17 protein-coding genes are annotated in these 17703 nt (G+C 60.8%); 3 read left to right on the top strand and 14 right to left on the bottom strand.

The features are described from left to right. Positions 1-22: 22 nt before the first annotated feature. From TU80_RS03075 to TU80_RS33780, 4 genes are all read right to left on the bottom strand, one after another. The gene (locus TU80_RS03075; RefSeq protein WP_017845254.1) at positions 23-2473 is read right to left on the bottom strand and encodes a heavy metal translocating P-type ATPase; all 2451 of its coding nucleotides are present in this window, start codon (positions 2471-2473) and stop codon (positions 23-25) included. Positions 2474-2588: 115 nt separating this feature from the next. Then, positions 2589-3128: a FixH family protein gene (locus TU80_RS03080; protein ID WP_017845255.1), complete on the bottom strand. Its 540-nt coding sequence runs from the start codon at positions 3126-3128 to the stop codon at positions 2589-2591. Between the two features lie 15 nt (positions 3129-3143). Then, the gene (gene ccoG, locus TU80_RS03085; RefSeq protein ID WP_057003825.1) at positions 3144-4559 is read right to left on the bottom strand and encodes a cytochrome c oxidase accessory protein CcoG; all 1416 of its coding nucleotides are present in this window, start codon (positions 4557-4559) and stop codon (positions 3144-3146) included. 207 nt (positions 4560-4766) lie between these two features. After that, the gene (locus TU80_RS33780; RefSeq protein ID WP_315968195.1) at positions 4767-5033 is read right to left on the bottom strand and encodes a PIN domain-containing protein; all 267 of its coding nucleotides are present in this window, start codon (positions 5031-5033) and stop codon (positions 4767-4769) included. Positions 5034-5413: 380 nt separating this feature from the next. On the opposite strand from TU80_RS33780, the gene TU80_RS03090 reads away from it, so the two are divergent. Continuing rightward, complete coding sequence (locus TU80_RS03090) at positions 5414-6061, top strand: hypothetical protein (RefSeq protein ID WP_143041265.1); 648 nt, start codon at positions 5414-5416, stop codon at positions 6059-6061. Positions 6062-6164: 103 nt separating this feature from the next. On the opposite strand, the gene ccoP (TU80_RS03095) is transcribed toward TU80_RS03090, so the two are convergent. The 8 genes from ccoP (TU80_RS03095) to ccoN (TU80_RS03130) all read right to left on the bottom strand — a co-directional run bounded on the left by ccoP (TU80_RS03095) (position 6165) and on the right by ccoN (TU80_RS03130) (position 13062). Further along, complete coding sequence (gene ccoP, locus TU80_RS03095; RefSeq protein WP_017845257.1) at positions 6165-7142, bottom strand: cytochrome-c oxidase, cbb3-type subunit III; 978 nt, start codon at positions 7140-7142, stop codon at positions 6165-6167. Further along, positions 7139-7324: a CcoQ/FixQ family Cbb3-type cytochrome c oxidase assembly chaperone gene (locus tag TU80_RS03100; RefSeq protein WP_016775513.1), complete on the bottom strand. Its 186-nt coding sequence runs from the start codon at positions 7322-7324 to the stop codon at positions 7139-7141. The genes ccoP (TU80_RS03095) and TU80_RS03100 overlap by 4 nt, the downstream gene beginning before the upstream one ends. Positions 7325-7330: 6 nt before the next feature. Then, on the bottom strand, positions 7331-7939 hold the full coding sequence (gene ccoO, locus TU80_RS03105) for a cytochrome-c oxidase, cbb3-type subunit II (RefSeq protein WP_017845258.1): 609 nt from the start codon (positions 7937-7939) through the stop codon (positions 7331-7333). After that, a complete protein-coding gene (gene ccoN / locus TU80_RS03110; protein ID WP_057003827.1) occupies positions 7939-9381 on the bottom strand; it encodes a cytochrome-c oxidase, cbb3-type subunit I in 1443 nt (480 codons plus the stop codon). The genes ccoO (TU80_RS03105) and ccoN (TU80_RS03110) overlap by 1 nt, the downstream gene beginning before the upstream one ends. A 483-nt stretch (positions 9382-9864) precedes the next feature. Continuing rightward, the gene (gene ccoP, locus TU80_RS03115) at positions 9865-10812 is read right to left on the bottom strand and encodes a cytochrome-c oxidase, cbb3-type subunit III (protein WP_057003828.1); all 948 of its coding nucleotides are present in this window, start codon (positions 10810-10812) and stop codon (positions 9865-9867) included. Next, positions 10809-11015, bottom strand: coding sequence for a cbb3-type cytochrome oxidase subunit 3 (locus TU80_RS03120; protein ID WP_017845261.1), 207 nt, complete (start codon positions 11013-11015; stop codon positions 10809-10811). The genes ccoP (TU80_RS03115) and TU80_RS03120 overlap by 4 nt, the downstream gene beginning before the upstream one ends. A 3-nt stretch (positions 11016-11018) precedes the next feature. Next, positions 11019-11627: a cytochrome-c oxidase, cbb3-type subunit II gene (gene ccoO, locus TU80_RS03125; protein WP_017845262.1), complete on the bottom strand. Its 609-nt coding sequence runs from the start codon at positions 11625-11627 to the stop codon at positions 11019-11021. A gap of 10 nt (positions 11628-11637) precedes the next feature. Next, positions 11638-13062, bottom strand: coding sequence for a cytochrome-c oxidase, cbb3-type subunit I (gene ccoN, locus TU80_RS03130; RefSeq protein WP_017845263.1), 1425 nt, complete (start codon positions 13060-13062; stop codon positions 11638-11640). Positions 13063-13141: 79 nt separating this feature from the next. Between ccoN (TU80_RS03130) and TU80_RS03135 the strand changes: the two genes are divergently transcribed. Beyond that, positions 13142-13834: an alpha/beta family hydrolase gene (locus TU80_RS03135; RefSeq protein WP_017845264.1), complete on the top strand. Its 693-nt coding sequence runs from the start codon at positions 13142-13144 to the stop codon at positions 13832-13834. A gap of 141 nt (positions 13835-13975) precedes the next feature. Here the strand turns inward: TU80_RS03135 and TU80_RS03140 are convergent, their stop codons facing one another. Together TU80_RS03140 and TU80_RS03145 are read right to left on the bottom strand one after the other, a co-directional pair. Then, the gene (locus TU80_RS03140; RefSeq protein WP_057003829.1) at positions 13976-15541 is read right to left on the bottom strand and encodes a methyl-accepting chemotaxis protein; all 1566 of its coding nucleotides are present in this window, start codon (positions 15539-15541) and stop codon (positions 13976-13978) included. 73 nt (positions 15542-15614) lie between these two features. Next, a complete protein-coding gene (locus tag TU80_RS03145) occupies positions 15615-16406 on the bottom strand; it encodes a CPBP family intramembrane glutamic endopeptidase (protein WP_057003830.1) in 792 nt (263 codons plus the stop codon). Positions 16407-16831: 425 nt separating this feature from the next. On the opposite strand from TU80_RS03145, the gene TU80_RS03150 reads away from it, so the two are divergent. After that, entirely contained in the window at positions 16832-17692 is an 861-nt protein-coding gene (locus tag TU80_RS03150; RefSeq protein ID WP_057003831.1) for a DMT family transporter, read from the top strand. Positions 17693-17703 lie beyond the last annotated feature (11 nt).

A 17703-nucleotide genomic window follows, 5' to 3' on the forward strand; every position in this document is an offset into this window, starting at 1 on the left:
CTGCACTCCATGCCCGCGCGGCTCAAGCCGGCAACGGGCGGGTTACTGAGGGGGTGCTGGCGGTCGGCGCGCTCGGCAGGCGAGTCAGGCGCAGGGCGTTGAGCACCACGGTCAACGAACTGAGGGACATGCCGACCGCGGCCCAGATCGGCGTGATCCAGCCGAGCGCGGCAAACGGCAGCATAAGGCCATTGTACAGCCCGGCCCACAGCAGATTCTCCATGATCACCCGACGGGTGCGCCGCGCCAAGGTAAACGCTTGCACCAGGGCGTCGAGGCGGTTGGACAGCAGCACCGCGTCGGCGCTGGTTTTTGCCAGGTCGGTGGCCGAGCCCATGGCCACGCTGATATCGGCGGCGGCCAGCACCGGCACATCGTTCACGCCATCGCCGAGCATCAGCACTTTGCGCCCTTCCTTGTGCAGTTGTTGCAGCACTTGCAGCTTGTCATCGGGGCGCAGGCCGCCGTGGGCTTCGTCGATGCCCAGTTCGGCGGCGACGCTGGCGACCATCGGCGAACTGTCGCCCGACAGCAGCAGCGTGCGCCAACCGCGTGCCTTGCAGGCCGCCAGCAGGGCCGGGGCGTCGCTGCGCAGGCGGTCATCCAGGACGAACCAGGCGAGGGCGCCGTCGCGGTCGCCCAACAGCAGCCATTGCCCGGCTTCATCCGGCGCGGCGGGGATCGGGCAGCCGCTGAGTTCACACACATAGCCCGGCTGGCCGATGCGCAGTTGACGTTCGCCCACCCAGCCTTCCAGGCCGAGGCCGGGGGAACTGAGCACTTCGTCGGCGGCCAGGGGCGCGCGCCCGAAGGCACGGGCGATCGGGTGTTCTGAGCGATTTTCCAGGGCGGCGGCGAGGCCCAGGCACTGGTCGCTGTTCAACGCTCCCAGGGGGCGGATCGCACGCAGCGCCAGGCGCCCTTCGGTGAGGGTGCCGGTCTTGTCGAAAATCACCGTGTCGATCTGGTTCAGGCCTTCCAGCACATGGCCGCGGGTCAGCAGCAGGCCGAGTTTGTGCAGGGTGCCGGTGGCGGCCGTCAGGGCGGTCGGCGTGGCCAGCGACAGCGCGCACGGGCAGGTCGCCACCAGCATTGCCAGGACGATCCAGAACGCCCGCGACGCGTCCAACTGCCACCACAACAGGCCGATCAGCACGGCGGCGACCAGCGAGCCGAGCAGGAACCACTGTGCGGCGCGATCGGCGATTTGCGCCAGGTGCGGTTTCTCGGCCTGGGCCCGCTCCAGCAGGCGCACGATGGCGGACAGGCGCGTGTCGTGGCCCAGGGCGCGCACTTCGACGGTCAGCGCGCCCTCGACGTTGAGGGTGCCGGCCGTTACCGCATCGCCGACTTGACGCGGTTGCGGCAGGTATTCGCCAGTGAGCAGGGATTCGTCGATGCTCGACTGACCGTCGAGAATCACCCCGTCCGCCGGCAGCACGGCACCGGGATGAACCAGCACGCGGTCGCCCAGGGCCAGCTCGGGGAGCAGGATGCGTTCGCTCTGGCCTTCAGCGTTCAAACGCAGGCATGAGGCAGGCAGCAGGTTGACCAACTGCGCGGTAGCGGCGGCCGTGCGTTCGCGGGCCCGCCGCTCCAGGTAGCGGCCGGCCAGCAGGAACAGCGCGAACATGCCCACTGCATCGAAATACAGTTCACCGACGCCGGTGATCGCGGTCCAGATGCCGGCCAGGTAAGCCCCGCCAATGGCCAGGGATACCGACACGTCCATGGTCAGGTGGCGGGTGCGCAGGTCGCGCATGGCGCCCTTGAAAAACGGCGCACAGCTGTAGAACACGATGGGCGTGGTCAGAAACATCGCGACCCAGCGCAGGATGACGTGCAGTTCGGCGCTGAGGTCGATATTGAATTCCGGCCAGGTGGCCATGGTCGCCATCATCGCCTGGAACCACAGCAACCCGGCAACGCCGAGTTGGCGCAAGGCCAGACGGTTTTCGCCGGCCAATTGCTCGGCGGCGCGATCTGCCTGATAGGGGTGGGCGGCGTAACCGATATGGCGCAGCTCACTGAGCAGTTGGCTCAGCGGCAGTTGCCCGTCGGCCCAGCGTACCTGCAGGCGATGGTTGGACAGGTTCAGGCGCGCCTCGGCCACGGCGGGCAGGCTGCGCAGGTGTTTTTCGATCAGCCAGCCACAGGCCGCGCAACTGATGCCTTCCATCAACAGCGTGGCTTCGGCCAGTTCGCCATCGTGGCGCACGAAGGGTTTTTGCACATCGGCGCGGTCGTACAGCGCCAGTTCGTCGACCAATTGCACCGGCAGTGCCTCGGGGTTGGCCGAGGCTTCGCTGCGGTGCTGGTAATAGCTTTCCAACCCGCCCGCCACGATCGCTTCGGCCACGGCCTGGCAGCCCGGGCAGCAGAGTTCGCGGCGCTCGCCGAGGATCACGGCGGTGAAGCGGCTACCGGGTGGAACGGGCAGGGCGCAGTGGTAGCAGGGGGTTGGGGTGGTCATGGCGTTAGATCTTTGGTGGCGGGTAGGGCCTCATCGCGGGCAAGCCCGCTCCCACAGTGGATCGCGGTGTCCATGTGGGAGCGGGCTTGCCCGCGATGCGTGAAGCGCAGCCTGTTTACTTCTTCAGGTCTTCAGCACCCTGCAGCGGTTCATCCCCGAGCAGCAAGTCCTTGTCGTGGTTGACCTGTTCTTCTTCGAACAAGCGCCAGGTCCTGTCGCCTTCCACGCCGAGCAGTTCGACGAAGCGCCGACCTTCGACCTTGTCGGTGACCTGGCCGATGTAGCGACCGGGTTCGCTGTCGCTGCGGGCCAGGTTGATCTTGCGGTCCTTCTCGGGCTGAGTCGGCGAAATCAGGTTCAGTTCCAGGGTGCTCGGGTTGCTGTAGCCGGTGAGGTGCAGTTCGACTTCACCGGTCAGCTCATCCAGATGCACCTTGGCGCGCAGTTGCAGGGTCTGGGCCAGGCGTTCGCGGTCCAGGGAGCGGTTGATGCCTTTGCCGGCCTCGTAGTAGTTGTCGTTGACCAGATTGTCCGGGTTGTTCACTGCAATGGTCACCATGGACAAGGTCAAGGTCACCGAGCAGGCCAGGATACCAATGATGATCCAGGGCCAGAGGTGCTTGTACCAGGGGCTTGCGGCAGTGGCTACGGGCATTGTTCAGCTCTCTCGTTAACGAACTTGTGGGCCGATGAATCGGCTCTTGGCTTCAATGTGGACGCTGGCGTCATCGGCATCCTTGAGGATGAATTTCACCTCGTTGGTGCTCGACGGCAATTGCTCCGGCGCACTCGACAGTTCGACCGGCATGCTGACGATGTCGCCGGCAGCCACCTTGATTTCGCGGCGGCCTTGCAGCTTGAGGTCCGGCAGCCCGGCAGCATCAAGCACATACGTGTGGTCGCGCTGGTCTTTGTTCATGATTTTCAGGCTGTAGACGTTCTCGATCCGTCCTTCAGCGTTTTCGCGGTACAGCACACGGTCTTTGCTGACGTCGAAACCCACCAGCGGACGCATGAAAAATGCCGTGGCCAACAGGCTCATCATCGCCAGCAATACCAGCGCATAGCCGATCAGGCGCGGACGCAGCTTGTGGGTTTTCTGCCCCGACAGGTTGTGCTCGGTGGTGTAGCTGATCAGGCCGCGCGGGTAATCCATCTTGTCCATGATGTTGTCGCAGGCGTCGATACACGCGGCGCAGCCGATGCATTCGATCTGCAGGCCATCGCGGATGTCGATGCCGGTCGGGCACACCTGCACGCACATTGTGCAATCGATGCAATCGCCGAGGCCCTGGGCTTTGTAGTCGGCGCCTTTTTTACGCGGGCCACGCACTTCGCCACGACGTGGGTCGTAGGAGACGATCAGGGTGTCTTTGTCGAACATCACGCTTTGGAAGCGTGCATAGGGGCACATGTAGATGCACACCTGCTCGCGCAGCCAGCCGGCGTTGCCGTAGGTGGCGAGGGTGAAGAAACCGACCCAGAAATACGACCAGCCATCAGCCTGGCCGGTGAAGAAGTCGAACACCAGTTCGCGGATCGGCGAGAAATAACCGACGAAGGTCATGCCGGTGACAAAACCGATCAGCAGCCACAGCGTGTGTTTGCTGAACTTGCGCAGGAACTTGTTGGCGCCCATCGGCGCCTTGTCCAGCTTGATGCGCTGGTTACGGTCGCCTTCGGTGACTTTTTCGCACCACATGAAGATCCACGTCCACACGCTTTGCGGGCAGGTATACCCGCACCAGATGCGCCCCGCGTACACCGTGATGAAGAACAGGCCAAAGGCCGCGACGATCAGGATGCCCGAGAGGAGGATGAAGTCCTGGGGCCAGAAGGTCGCACCGAAAATGAAGAACTTACGTTCCGGCAGGTCCCACCACACGGCCTGGTGACCACCCCAGTTCAGCCACACCGTGCCGAAGTAGAGCAGGAACAGACCGGCGCCGCCAAGCATGCGCAGGTTGCGGAACAGGCCCGTGAAGGCGCGGGTGTAGATTTTCTCTCGCGACGCGTAGAGGTCGACACCGTTGTTGGAGTTTTTGGCAGGTGGAGTAACGTCTTGTACCGGTATTTGGTTGCTCATCATTGCATCCCACGGCGGTGGAGATTTGCCTCGGCCAGTACGTGCCGGTCGGGGTCAAATGAAGGGTCTTGCAGTGGCGTAATGATACGCCCCCGATGACGCGCAAAGGGTGCGACCTTTGGTCGCGTTGGGGGAAATCAATTGATGGTGTAGGTGACGTGGATCAATTGACTTGTGAAGTATGGACGGTTTTTGCGCGTGGAGCGGTCATTCGTCCCATGGGTTAATCAGTGAAACGCCGCTGGATTTGAATTCACTGACATTGCGCGTAACGACGGTTAACCCATGAACCAGAGCAGTAGCGGCGATCAGCGCATCGATTTCATTGGCCCGGTCAGGAACATGCAGATGTGCACAACGTACATGGGCAGGCTTGCCGCGATCGGTGATAAAAACCGGCCCTATGCGGGCGGCTTTTTTGGCACCGCTTGTGTCTTGGTTGAATTCGCGGCTTGAGATGGTAGTGATGGTCATGGGATCGCCCTCCCTTCGTTAGACTCTATGTAGCTACGTAACTACCGGTGTGCCGCGCGTGGCAAGCCCGGTGCAGCAAGCGGTGGGTGTATTTCATTCTGGCGATCTATCGCAGTGGCAAAAATTATTGCCGAGGCTGCCTTTGACATGTTCTCTGTACAGCATGTGATCAATTTCTACGTCTAAAGCCCTCGCTAAATTATGAGGAGTCAAATACCCCAAAATGTGCGATCTCCGAAATATATCGATGTAGGTTGAATGCTACTGCGGTTGTAGGAAATATTTATATACAGATGCTTTTTTGTTGAAAAGGAACGGAGCGGGCGTTTGTGCCACAAATAATATGCACATAAAAAGTGGTCATTTACTTGAGGTTTTTAATGAGTAATATTAACGGGGTTTCTAATAGTCCTGTAGTTACAGTGCCTCGCGCTTCGGCACCTTCGATAACTCCAGCTCCCACAAATCATCTCAAAACCTCCACCAGTGAAGGCTTGGTTTTTCTTCTGCGTACTTCTTTTGAGAAATTTTCCGATCCGAGTGAGCCGGGCGTTATCAGCAGGGAGTCGCTGGCGAAGAAAGCGTATTCTCCTGAAGGTAACAGTGACAGTATCTACGAATCACAACTGGCACGGGAGGTTTTAGAGCGGAATCGCCTGTTTGAACAGTTAGATGGATTTGGCGAGCATAAACAAGATGGGAAGATCACCCAAGAAAGTCTGGGTGCTTTTGAGGCAAAAGAAAACGGACGATTCAGTACCATGAACGATAAGGATATTGGGAGGTACTTTTTTGATAATTTTAATGATTTTAGATATCTGGATCCCCTGAGCGAAAGTTATCGCGAAGAGCTGGGAGTACCAACGTTGGAGAGTGTCGCAACTTCGTCGACGTCCGGTTCAGAAAAAAAGATGTTCGCACGTGAACTCTTAGGTCGTCCTGAACTGCTGGAGCAGTTGGGACTCGGATATAGGAGTGCGAGGGTTACACGCGGTGATGTCGAGCAAGCTCTTCCAACTATCAAGTAGGTGCGTGAAAAACTTAGATAGTTGCTGAGCGAGGCAGTTATAGCTGCCAGAAAAAAGCCCCGCCAGTTTGTACTGTACGGGGCTTTTGTGTTTCTGATGAAGCTTACTGCTCTTGAGCCTTCTTATCCCCATGGGACAAGCTGTAAACATATGCGGCCAGCAAATGCACCTTGTCGTTCCCTTGCAGTAATTCCTGTGCAGGCATCTGGCCCTGGCGGCCGTAACGGATGGTCTGCTGCAGTTGGGCGAAGCTTGAACCGTAGATGAACGCGCCCGGGTGAGTCAGGTCGGGTGCGCCCATGGCGGGCGTGCCTTTACCGGCCGGGCCGTGGCAGGCCACGCAGTTGGCGGCGAAGAGTTTCCCGCCGTTGGCCACATCGGCCTTGGCGCCTTCCGGCAGTTTGCGGCCGTCGAGGTTGGTCACCACGAAGCCCGCCACGTCGGCCACGCCCTGTTCGCCGATGACTTCGGCCCAGGCCGGCATCACCGCGTGGCGGCCTTTCATGATGGTTTCCTTGATGGTCGCGGGCTCGCCGCCCCAGCGCCAGTCGGCGTCGGTCAGGTTAGGGAAGCCGTAGGCTCCCTTGGCGTCCGAACCGTGGCATACCGAGCAGTTGGAGGCAAACAGACGGCCGCCCATCTTCAGGGCCTGCGGGTCTTTGGCAACCTCTTCAATCGGCATCGCGGCGAATTTGGCGAAGATCGGCCCGAACTTGGCGTCCGACCTGGCCATTTCCTTTTCCCACTCATGCACGCCGGTCCAGCCGGTCTGGCCGTTGGCGAAGGCGGTCTGCTTGTCGTTGTCGAGGTAGTTGTAGCCCGGCAGCAGGCCTTTCCAATTGCCCAGGCCGGGGTATAGCACCAGGTAGCCGAGGGCGAAGACGATGGTGCCGACGAACAGCATGAACCACCATTTCGGCAGTGGGTTGTCGTACTCCTCGATACCGTCGAACGAGTGGCCGACAGTCTCGTCCGTTTGCTCGGCGCGCTGGCCCTTGCGGGTCGACAGCAGCAGCCAGGTCAGGGCGAAAATGGTACCCAGACTGAGGACTGTGACGTACAGACTCCAGAACGTAGTCATTCTTTGTTACTCCTAGAAGCTTGCTCGACGTGCTTGATGGCTTCGGGGTCATCCGCAAAGGGCAGCATGGTTGCGTCGTCAAACTCCGACTTGCGCTTGGGGCTGAACACCCACAGCGCCAGGCCGATAAAGGCCACCATCACGACAACGGTGCCCAGGCCACGAATCATCCCGATATCCATGAAGAATCACCGTTTGCTTTTGATGATGGTGCCAAGGCCTTGCAGGTAGGCCACCAATGCGTCCATTTCGGTCTTGCCCTTCACGGCTGCGGCTGCACCGGCGATGTCTTCGTCGGTGTAGGGCACGCCCAGGGTGCGCAAGACTTCCATCTTCTTCGCGGTGTCCTTGCCGTCGAGCTTGTTTTCCACGAGGAACGGGTACGCCGGCATTTTCGACTCAGGCACAACGTTGCGCGGGTTGTACAAGTGCGCGCGTTGCCAGTCATCGGAGTAGCGTCCGCCGACACGGGCCAGGTCCGGCCCGGTACGCTTGGAACCCCACAGGAACGGGTGGTCCCACACGCTTTCACCGGCCACGGAGTAGTGGCCATAACGTTCGGTTTCGGCGCGGAACGGACGGATCATCTGCGAGTGGCAGCCGACACAGCCGTTGGCGATGTAGATGTCGCGGCCTTCCAGTTCAAGGGCGGTACGCGGTTTCATGCCTTCGACCGGCTTGTTGGTCACGTCCTGGAAGAACAGCGGAACGATCTGGGTCAGGCCGCCGATACTCACGGCGATGACCATGAAGAAGGCCAGCAGGCCGATATTCTTCTCGACTACTTCGTGCTTCATCAGTGGGCTCCCACAACGGCGATCTTGGCGGCGGCTTCGGCTTCTGCAGGGTCGGAGGCACGCACGGTGCGCCAGACGTTGTAGGCCATGAACAGCATGCCGGAGGCAAAGAACGCGCCGCCCAGGGCACGGACGATGTAGCCCGGGTGGCTGGCTTGCAGCGCTTCGACGAAGGAGTAGGTGAGGGTGCCGTCATCGTTGATCGCACGCCACATCAGGCCTTGGGTAATGCCGTTGACCCACATCGAGGCGATGTAGAGCACGGTGCCGATGGTGGCCAGCCAGAAGTGCGTATTGATCAACCCGACGCTGTGCATCTGCGCACGCCCGAAGATTTTCGGGATCATGTGGTACAGCGCGCCGATGGAGATCATCGCTACCCAGCCGAGCGCACCGGCGTGTACGTGGCCGATGGTCCAGTCGGTGTAGTGCGACAGCGAGTTGACGGTCTTGATCGCCATCATCGGCCCTTCGAAGGTCGACATGCCGTAGAACGCCAGCGAAACCACCAGGAAGCGCAGGATCGGGTCGGTGCGCAGCTTATGCCAGGCGCCCGAGAGGGTCATCATGCCGTTGATCATGCCGCCCCAGCTTGGCGCCAGCAGGATGATCGACATCGCCATGCCCAACGACTGTGCCCAATCCGGCAGCGCGGTGTAGTGCAGGTGGTGCGGACCGGCCCAGATGTACAGGGTGATCAGCGCCCAGAAGTGGACGATGGACAGACGGTAAGAGTAGATGGGACGTTCGGCCTGTTTCGGCACGAAGTAGTACATCATCCCCAGGAAACCGGTGGTGAGGAAGAACCCCACGGCGTTGTGGCCGTACCACCACTGGATCATCGCATCCGTCGCTCCGGCGTAGGCCGAATAGGACTTGAACAGGGTGACCGGCAACGACGCATGGTTGACGATGTGCAGCATCGCCGTCACCAGGATGAAGGCACCGTAGAACCAGTTACCCACATAGATGTGCTTGGTCTTGCGCTTGGCGATGGTGCCGAAGAACACCACCGCGTAGATCACCCAGACAATCGCGAGCAAAATGGCGATGGGCCATTCCAGCTCGGCGTATTCCTTGGTGGTGGTGTAGCCCAGCGGCAACGAGATGCCGGCCCCGACGATCACGGCTTGCCATCCCCAGAAGGTGAAGGCGGCGAGGCCGTCGGAAATCAGTCGCTTCTGGCAGGTTCGCTGCACGACATAGTAGGAGGTGGCAAATAATGCACATCCGCCGAAGGCGAAAATCACCAGGTTAGTGTGCAGCGGGCGTAGGCGGCCGAAGGTCGTCCATGGCAGGCCGAAATTCAATTCCGGCCAGACCAGTTGCGAGGCGATGAAGACCCCGAGCCCCATGCCAAGGATCCCCCAGACCACCGTCATGATGGCGAACTGGCGGACTACCTTATAGTTATAAGCAGTCGGACTGATTGCTGTGCTCATTCTAAGGTTCCACGGTTTAGGTTTTTTTATAGGTAAAAATCGGTCGCAAGTATGTAGAAACCGAGGTGCCATTGCAACGCAAGGGTGACCTGTGTCAATGCGTGCCACGCCAGATTCTGCGCCCTTTCCATGTTTGATGTAAGGACAAAATCCGAAATCAAAAACTGATCGATCGGACAGGAAATTTTGCGTGACGCGTCGGCGGGTGACTCGCTGTGTGTCGACACGCTGCTGAAGCGATGAACGGTCAGTGGCACGACAGCCGGTCGCTGCCAGCCTTTGCGCCTGTCATCCCTGCAGAAGTATGCAACCCAGCGCGTGCAAGTCGACCGTCGACCGGTCTGTACCGATCCGCTGTGCAGACAAGCGTAGACCCGAATGGCAGGAGGGGAAAGCAGTGCTTTGGAAGGGTGCGACACTTGGTCGCGTAGGAGGGTTGAGCTACCGCCCCCGGATCAGGGGCGGCAGTTCAGGGGTGGAGCGTTACTCTGCCTGGCGTTGCGGCGTTGCGCCGTCAGCGTTGTGGGAGAGGCTGTAAACATAAGCGGCGAGCAGGTGAACCTTGTCATTGCCTTGCAGCACTTCCTGCGCCGGCATCTGGCCTTGACGGCCGTGGCGAATGGTTTGCTGCAACTGCGCCAGGCTGGTGCCGTAGATAAAGCCGCTTGGCTCGGTCAGGTTCGGCGCGCCCATGGCTTCGGTGCCGTGGCCTTGCGGACCGTGGCAGGCCACGCAGGTGGTGTTGAACGTGGCTTGGCCGGCGACCAGGTCGGCGCCGCTGTCGGCTGGCAGTGGCAGCTTGGCCAGGTCGTGACGCACATAGGCCGCGACGTTTTTCACACCGTCTTCGCCCAGCACTTCGCCCCAGGCCGGCATCGCCGCGTGGCGACCGCCCATGATGGTGGTCTTGATCGCCTCGGCGGAACCGCCCCAGCGCCAGTTATTGTCCGCCAGGTTCGGGAAGCCATACGCGCCCTTGGCATCCGAGCCGTGGCACACCGCGCAGTTGGAGGCAAACAGGCGCCCGCCCATTTTCAGCGCTTGTGGGTCTTTGGCGACTTCTTCCACTGGCATGGCCGAGAATTTGGCGAAGATCGGCCCGAACTTGGCGTCGGCCTTGGCCATTTCCTTGTCCCATTCCTTGGTCGAGGTCCAGCCGCCTTCATAGCCCGGCAGGACGCCTTTCCAGTTGCCCAGGCCCGGGTAGAGGATCAAGTAGCCGACGGCGAACAGCAGGGTGCCGGCGAACAGCATGAACCACCACTGAGGCAGCGGGTTGTCGTATTCCTCAATGCCGTCGAAGGCGTGGCCCATGGTCTGGTCGACACTGCCCTTGGTCTCGCCCTTGCGGGTGCCGAACAGCAGCCAGGTCAGGCCGATCAGGCTGCCGATGGTCAGTACGCAGATCCATGTACTCCAGAAGGTAGTCATGGCCGATTGCTCCTTGTTGCAGGCGCTTCTTGAGCGTCGGATGGGGTGGCGGTGGGTTCGTCGGCAAACGGCAGCAGGCGTGCCTGCTCGAATTCCGCATTGCGTCGGTTGTTGAATACCCACAGCGAGAGGCCGATAAAGGCGATGGCAACGACTAGCGTGCCGAGGCCGCGGATGGTGCCCGCATCGAATTCAAATCCCATGGCTCACCTCTTGCTCTTGATGGCGGTGCCGAGGACTTGCAGGTACGAAACCAGCGCGTCGATCTCGGTCTTGCCCTTGAGGCTGGCCACTGCGCCGTTGATGTCGTCGTCGGTGTAGGGCACGCCGAGGGTACGCATCACTTTGAGCTTGGCTTCGGTGTGGCTGCTGTCGAGCGGTGCCGTCACCAGCCATGGGTAAGCCGGCATTTTCGACTCAGGCACTACGTTGCGCGGGTTGTACAAGTGCGCGCGGTGCCAGTCGTCCGAGTAGCGTGCGCCGACGCGCGCCAGGTCTGGCCCGGTACGCTTGGAGCCCCACAGGAACGGGTGATCCCAGACGCTTTCGCCCGCAACCGAGTAGTGCCCGTAGCGCTCGGTCTCGGCACGGAACGGACGGATCATCTGCGAGTGGCACTGTACGCAACCTTCGCGGATGTAGATGTCGCGGCCTTCCAGTTGCAGCGCGGTGTAGGGCTTCATGCCTTCCACCGGTTTGTTGGTCACGTCCTGGAAGAACAGCGGGACGATCTGGGTCAGGCCGCCGATGCTCACGGCAAGCACCATCAGCAGCATCAGCAGGCCGACGTTCTTTTCAATCGTTTCGTGTTTCATCACTGACTCCTCAGGCCGTCTGCGCGGCAGGGGTGGCTTCGACAGGTTGTGCCGAGCGCACGGTGCGCCATGTGTTGTAAGCCATCAGCAACATGCCGCTGAGGAACACCGCACCGCCCACCAGTCGCACGACGAAGCCAGGGTGGCTGGCCACCAGGGTTTCGACGAAGGAGTAGGTCAAGGTGCCGTCTTCGTTGATCGCACGCCACATCAGGCCCTGGGCGATGCCGTTGACCCACATCGAGGCGATGTAGAGCACGGTGCCGATGGTGGCCAGCCAGAAGTGCGCGTTGATCAGGCCGACGCTGTACATCTGCTCGCGGCCGAAGACTTTCGGGATCATGTGATACAGCGCGCCGATGGAGATCATTGCCACCCAGCCGAGCGCGCCGGCGTGTACGTGGCCGATGGTCCAGTCGGTGTAGTGCGACAGCGAGTTGACGGTCTTGATGGCCATCATCGGCCCTTCGAACGTCGACATGCCGTAGAACGCCAGCGAGACGACCAGGAAGCGCAGGATCGGGTCGCTGCGCAGCTTATGCCAGGCGCCCGAGAGGGTCATCATGCCGTTGATCATGCCGCCCCAGCTTGGTGCCAGCAGCACCAGGGACATCACCATGCCCAACGACTGTGCCCAGTCCGGCAACGCGGTGTAGTGCAGGTGGTGCGGACCGGCCCAGATGTACAGGGTGATCAGCGCCCAGAAGTGGACGATGGACAAGCGATAGGAATACACCGGACGTTCGGCTTGCTTGGGTACGAAGTAGTACATCATCCCGAGGAAGCCGGCAGTCAGGAAGAAACCTACTGCGTTATGCCCATACCACCACTGCACCATGGCATCCGTCGCACCGCCGTACAGCGAGTAGGACTTGGTCAGGCTGACCGGGATTTCCAGGTTGTTGACGATATGCAGGATGGCCACGGTGATGATGAACGCACCGAAGAACCAGTTACCGACATAGATGTGCTTGGTATTGCGCTTGGCCACAGTGCCGAAGAACACAATGGCATAAGCCACCCAGACGATAGTGATCAGGATGTCGATCGGCCATTCCAGCTCGGCGTATTCCTTGGAACTGGTGTAACCCAGTGGCAAGGTGATCGCTGCCAGGACAATGACCAGTTGCCAGCCCCAAAAGCAGAACTGCGCGACTTTCGGCGCGAACAGCTGGGTTTGGCAGGTGCGCTGCACCGAGTAGAAGGAGCTGGCAAACAGCGCACAACCCCCGAAGGCGAAGATCACCGCGTTGGTGTGCAGCGGGCGCAAGCGGCCAAAGCTGGTCCAAGGCAAGTCGAAGTTGAGTGCAGGCCACACCAATTGAGCCGCGAGAAAAACCCCGAGCCCCATGCCGACGATGCCCCACACCACCGTCATAATCGCGAATTGGCGGACCACCTTGTAGTTATAGGCGGTACTTAAAGTAGTGTTCATGGTTCCCCATCCACGGTTCAACCCAAGCAAATGCGACACTTGGGCTGGAGTTATAGGCAGACTAAAAAGCGAGGTAAGCATGGGCAAAGAGCACAAGGCCAGTATTGACGGGGATCAATGGGCACGGTGTGTGCAGGAGCATGGCTGGCTGTGGGATATCGCCTCGGGTGCGTCAGCGCATACGCCTGTGACGCTGATCCTGGCCCACGGCGCCGGTGCACCGATGGACTCATCTTTCATGAACGACATGGCTGCGCGCCTTGCCAGGCATGGCGTCAATGTGGTGCGCTTTGAGTTTCCCTACATGGCCCAGCGCCGGTTGGACGGGGGCAAACGCCCGCCCAACCCGGCGCCGAAACTGCTGGAAAGCTGGCGCGAGGTGTATGCCGAGGTGCGACGCCATGCCGCTGGGAAACTGGCCATCGGTGGCAAGTCCATGGGCGGGCGCATGGCCAGTTTGCTCGCCGATGAATTGGAGGCCGATGCCTTGGTGTGCCTGGGCTATCCGTTCTATGCGGTGGGCAAGCCGGAAAAGCCGCGAGTCGCGCATTTGGCCGGGTTGAACACGCCGACATTGATTGTGCAGGGCGAACGCGATGCCTTGGGTAATCGAGCCGCGGTGCAGGGGTATGACTTGTCACCGAGCATCGAGGTGCTGTGGCTGGCGGCGGGGGATCATGATTTGAAACCGTTGAAGGCTTCAGGGTTCAGCCATGAGCAGCATTTGGAGGCGGCGGCGGTGCGAGTGGCTCAGTTTATCGGCGCCTGTTAGAGCGCTATCGGGGGCAAGCCCCCTCCCACATGAGGTGTACGCGGTTAAATGTGGGAGGAAACAAGCCCTCTCCCACATTCGACTGCATTCCAAGGTATGTACGCGGTTAAATGTGGGAGGGGGCTTGCCCCCGATAGCGGTTTAACGGTTAAAACGCTCTACCAGCGAATACTGAGTATTGGCGGTAACAGTAAGCTCTTCACTCAACTGCGCCGAGTTCAATGCCTGTTCCGAGGTCTGGTCCGCCAACAGCGCGATGGTGCTGATATTGCGGCTGATCTCTTCGGCCACCGAGCTTTGCTCTTCCGTGGCGGCGGCGATCTGGGTGGTCATGTCAGTGATGTTGGCCACCGCTTCGCTGATGCCCACCAGTGCCTGGTCCGCTTCCATCACCCGCGCCACGCCTTCTTCGGCCTGGCGATGCCCGGCGTCCATGGTTTGTACGGCAGCGGCGGCGGTCTGCTGCAGCTTGGCGATCAGGGTATGGATCTGCCCGGTCGATTCAGCGGTACGCTGCGCCAATTGGCGGACTTCATCGGCGACCACCGCAAAACCACGGCCCATCTCACCGGCACGCGCCGCTTCGATCGCGGCGTTCAAGGCCAGCAGGTTGGTCTGGTCGGCGATGCCTTTGATCACGTCGACCACGCCGCCGATTTCATCGCTGTCCTTGGCCAGTTGGGTGACCGTCACGCCGGTCTCGCCAACCGCGGCCGACAGCCGCTGAATCGCCTCGCGGGTTTCCCCGGCGATATCGCGGCCGCGCCCGGTCAGGCGATTGGCTTCCTGGGTGGCATCGGCCGTGCGCTGCACATGGCTGGCGACTTCCTGGGTGGTCGCCGCCATCTGGTTGACTGCGGTAGCCACTTGTTCGGTTTCCACACGCTGGCGTTCCAGGCCGCTGGAGCTGTTGTGCGCCAGGGTGTTGGACTGCGCGGCCTGCTCGTTGAGGTGTTCGGCGGTGTCCTGCAAGCGCGTGAGACAGGTCTTCAGACGTGCCTCCTGGCTGAGGATCGACATTTCCAGTCGCGCCTGGGCGCCACGGCTGTCGGTATACATCTGCGCGATCAACGGGTCGGAGGTGGTCTGTTCGGCCAGGCGCAGCAAACGCTTGAGGCCGCGCTGTTGCCAGCTCAGGCCCAGCAGGCCCAGCGGCACCGACAAGCCTGCCGCGAGGGCAAAGCCCCAGTGGGAATTGAGCGATGCGCCAATCATGAAGCTCAATTGGCTGACCAGAATAAACGGCAGCCAGTCCTGCAGCACCGGCAGCCACTTGTCCCGCCGAGGAATGGCGGACTTGCCCTGATTGATGCGGTGGTAGAGCGCTTCGGCCCGGCGGACCTGCTCGGCGGTGGGCTTGATACGCACCGATTCATAGCCGACCACCTGGTTGCCATCGAACACCGGCGTCACATAGGCGTTGACCCAGTAGTGATCGCCGCTCTTGCAGCGGTTCTTGACGATGCCCATCCATGGCAAGCCTTGCTTGAGCGTGGACCACATGTGTGCGAACACAGCCGCCGGAACGTCCGGGTGGCGTACCAGGTTATGCGGGGCACGCACCAATTCGTCGCGGGAGAAACCACTGATTTCGACGAAAGCGTCGTTGCAATAAGTGATGACACCCTTGGCATCTGTGGTGGAGATCAACCGTTGCTGAGCGGGGAAGGTACGTTCGCGCTGGGTAACGGGCTGGTTATTACGCATGGTTATTCAATCCGCAAGGCTTTCAAGGGGTATCGGCGGTGGCGATCATTTATTTAACTTATTTTCGTAATAATCAGCCGGCGAGCATTGGGTAGGAAAACAGTCCGAAATGCAGCAAATTCAGGCCGAAATGCGTGGCAATCGCCGCACCCAGGCCGCCAAAACGATAAGCAAGGCCATAACCGGCCCCGGCGATGCTGGCCAGCAGCACCCACTGCCAGCCCGCGCTCAGGTGCGCCAGGCCGAACAGCAGCGAGGCCAGCAGCAATGCGAGGTTTTCGCCGTAGGGCAAGTGTTTGAGGCGCTGGCTCAGGCCGCCCTGAATGTAGCCGCGAAACAGCGCTTCTTCCACCAGCGTCACCAGCAACAGGTTATTCAGCACCCACAGCCACGCCTGCTCCGGCCACTTCGGCGCCCAACTGATGATCCCCAGCAACGCCGCGCCGCCCAGGGCTGCGATGGCCGTCAGCGCCAGCGCCAGGGCGGTGACGCAGATCGACAGGCGCAATGAACGCCGCGCCACAATCCACGGGCAGGCCAGCAGCAGCCAGAAACCGATCAGTGGTTTGTCTTGGTTGAGGTACATCGAGAAGGGCACGGCATCGGCGCTGAAACGCTGGGGGGCGATACCGCGCCCGTTGTAGAACCCCGGTAGCCAGTGCATCGCCAGGCCCAAGGCCAAGACGATGAACAACCCGTGGCCGACGTAGCGCGCCCACGGGGTACGTTGTTGGCGTACCGCATACCCGGCGATCAACAACAGCGCCACGGAGATGGCCGCGAGCACACCCAGTTGGCCGTAGAGCAACGCCAGTGCATAGCCGATGGACAGGAGGACGAGATACACCCAGGGCAATGCGGTCATGTGACATCCTTGGAAAAAACTGCTCGGTAGTATAGCGAGTGGGTTCCGGCGCCAAAATGAAAATGCCGTCACGCGAAAAGAGCGCTGCCGGAGCGATTGCAAAATATGTCGGCGGTTGGTTATAGTCGCCGCGTCTTCACCTCCTCAAAAGATCAGCCCATGCCTGCATTCCTGTGCATAGCGGTAGTCGATTCAGCGTCCAGCGCTGTGGTCGTGCCGTGCGGGAACCTGCAGCCTGCGCAGATCAGCCACTACCCCCCACCTGTCAGTAGCACGCCGGTGTACGCAGTCGTATCACCGCCGGGTGTTGGCATTTCGGGCTGATCAGCTGATTGCTGTTGCCCTATGCCCGCCTGAAAAAAACCTACTGAGTTTCAGCCTTGCTTGGCTGAATCGGCTTTTTTGCCTGATTACAGGTGGTAACCATGTCTGTTATGTCAAAACAATCCGTGGCCGCGGCGGCCTCGACGAGCCTGTTCGTATTGCTGTGGAGCAGCGGGGCGATTTTCTCCAAGTTGGGCCTGGCCCATGCGTCGCCCTTTGCCTTTTTGCTGATCCGTTTTGCCATCGCCCTGGCGGGGTTGGTGATGCTGGTACCGATCCTCAAACTGAAACTGCCACAACCCGGCAAGCCGCTGTGGTATGCGGCGGCGACGGGGCTGGTGTTGTTGGGGGCGTATCAGATTTTCTATCTGCTGGCCCTGGACCTCAACGTCACGCCGGGGATGATGGCGACCATCATGGGCGTGCAGCCGATCCTGACCGTGGTGCTGATGGAGCGCCAGCGTTCCTGGCGCCGGATGTTCGGCCTGGGCCTGGGGTTGGCCGGCTTGATCATGGTGGTGTACCAAGGCATCGGGTTGTCGCGGATGTCCCTGGCCGGGATGCTGTTCGGTTTGCTGGCCCTGGCAAGCATGACCTTCGGCTCGATCATGCAGAAGCGCATCACCGATAACCCGTTGGGCACGCTGCCCGTGCAATACCTGGCCGGGTTGGTGTTGTGCTCGGTGTTCGTGCCGTTCCAGCCGTTCCACTTTGAACACACCGCCAGTTTTTACCTGCCGGTGCTGTGGATGGGCCTGGTGGTGTCGCTGCTGGCGACGCTGTTGCTGTACCGCCTGATCGCCCGCGGCAACCTGGTCAATGTCACCAGCCTGTTCTACCTGGTGCCGGCGGTGACGGCGGTGATGGATTACCTGATCTTCGGCAATCGGCTCGCGTGGTTGAGCTTACTGGGGATGGGGTTGATCATCATTGGCCTGGTCTTTGTGTTCCGTCAACGCTAACCAGCGGACAC

The organism is Pseudomonas veronii, from assembly GCF_001439695.1.
Taxonomy (GTDB): Bacteria; Pseudomonadota; Gammaproteobacteria; order Pseudomonadales; family Pseudomonadaceae; genus Aquipseudomonas; species Aquipseudomonas veronii.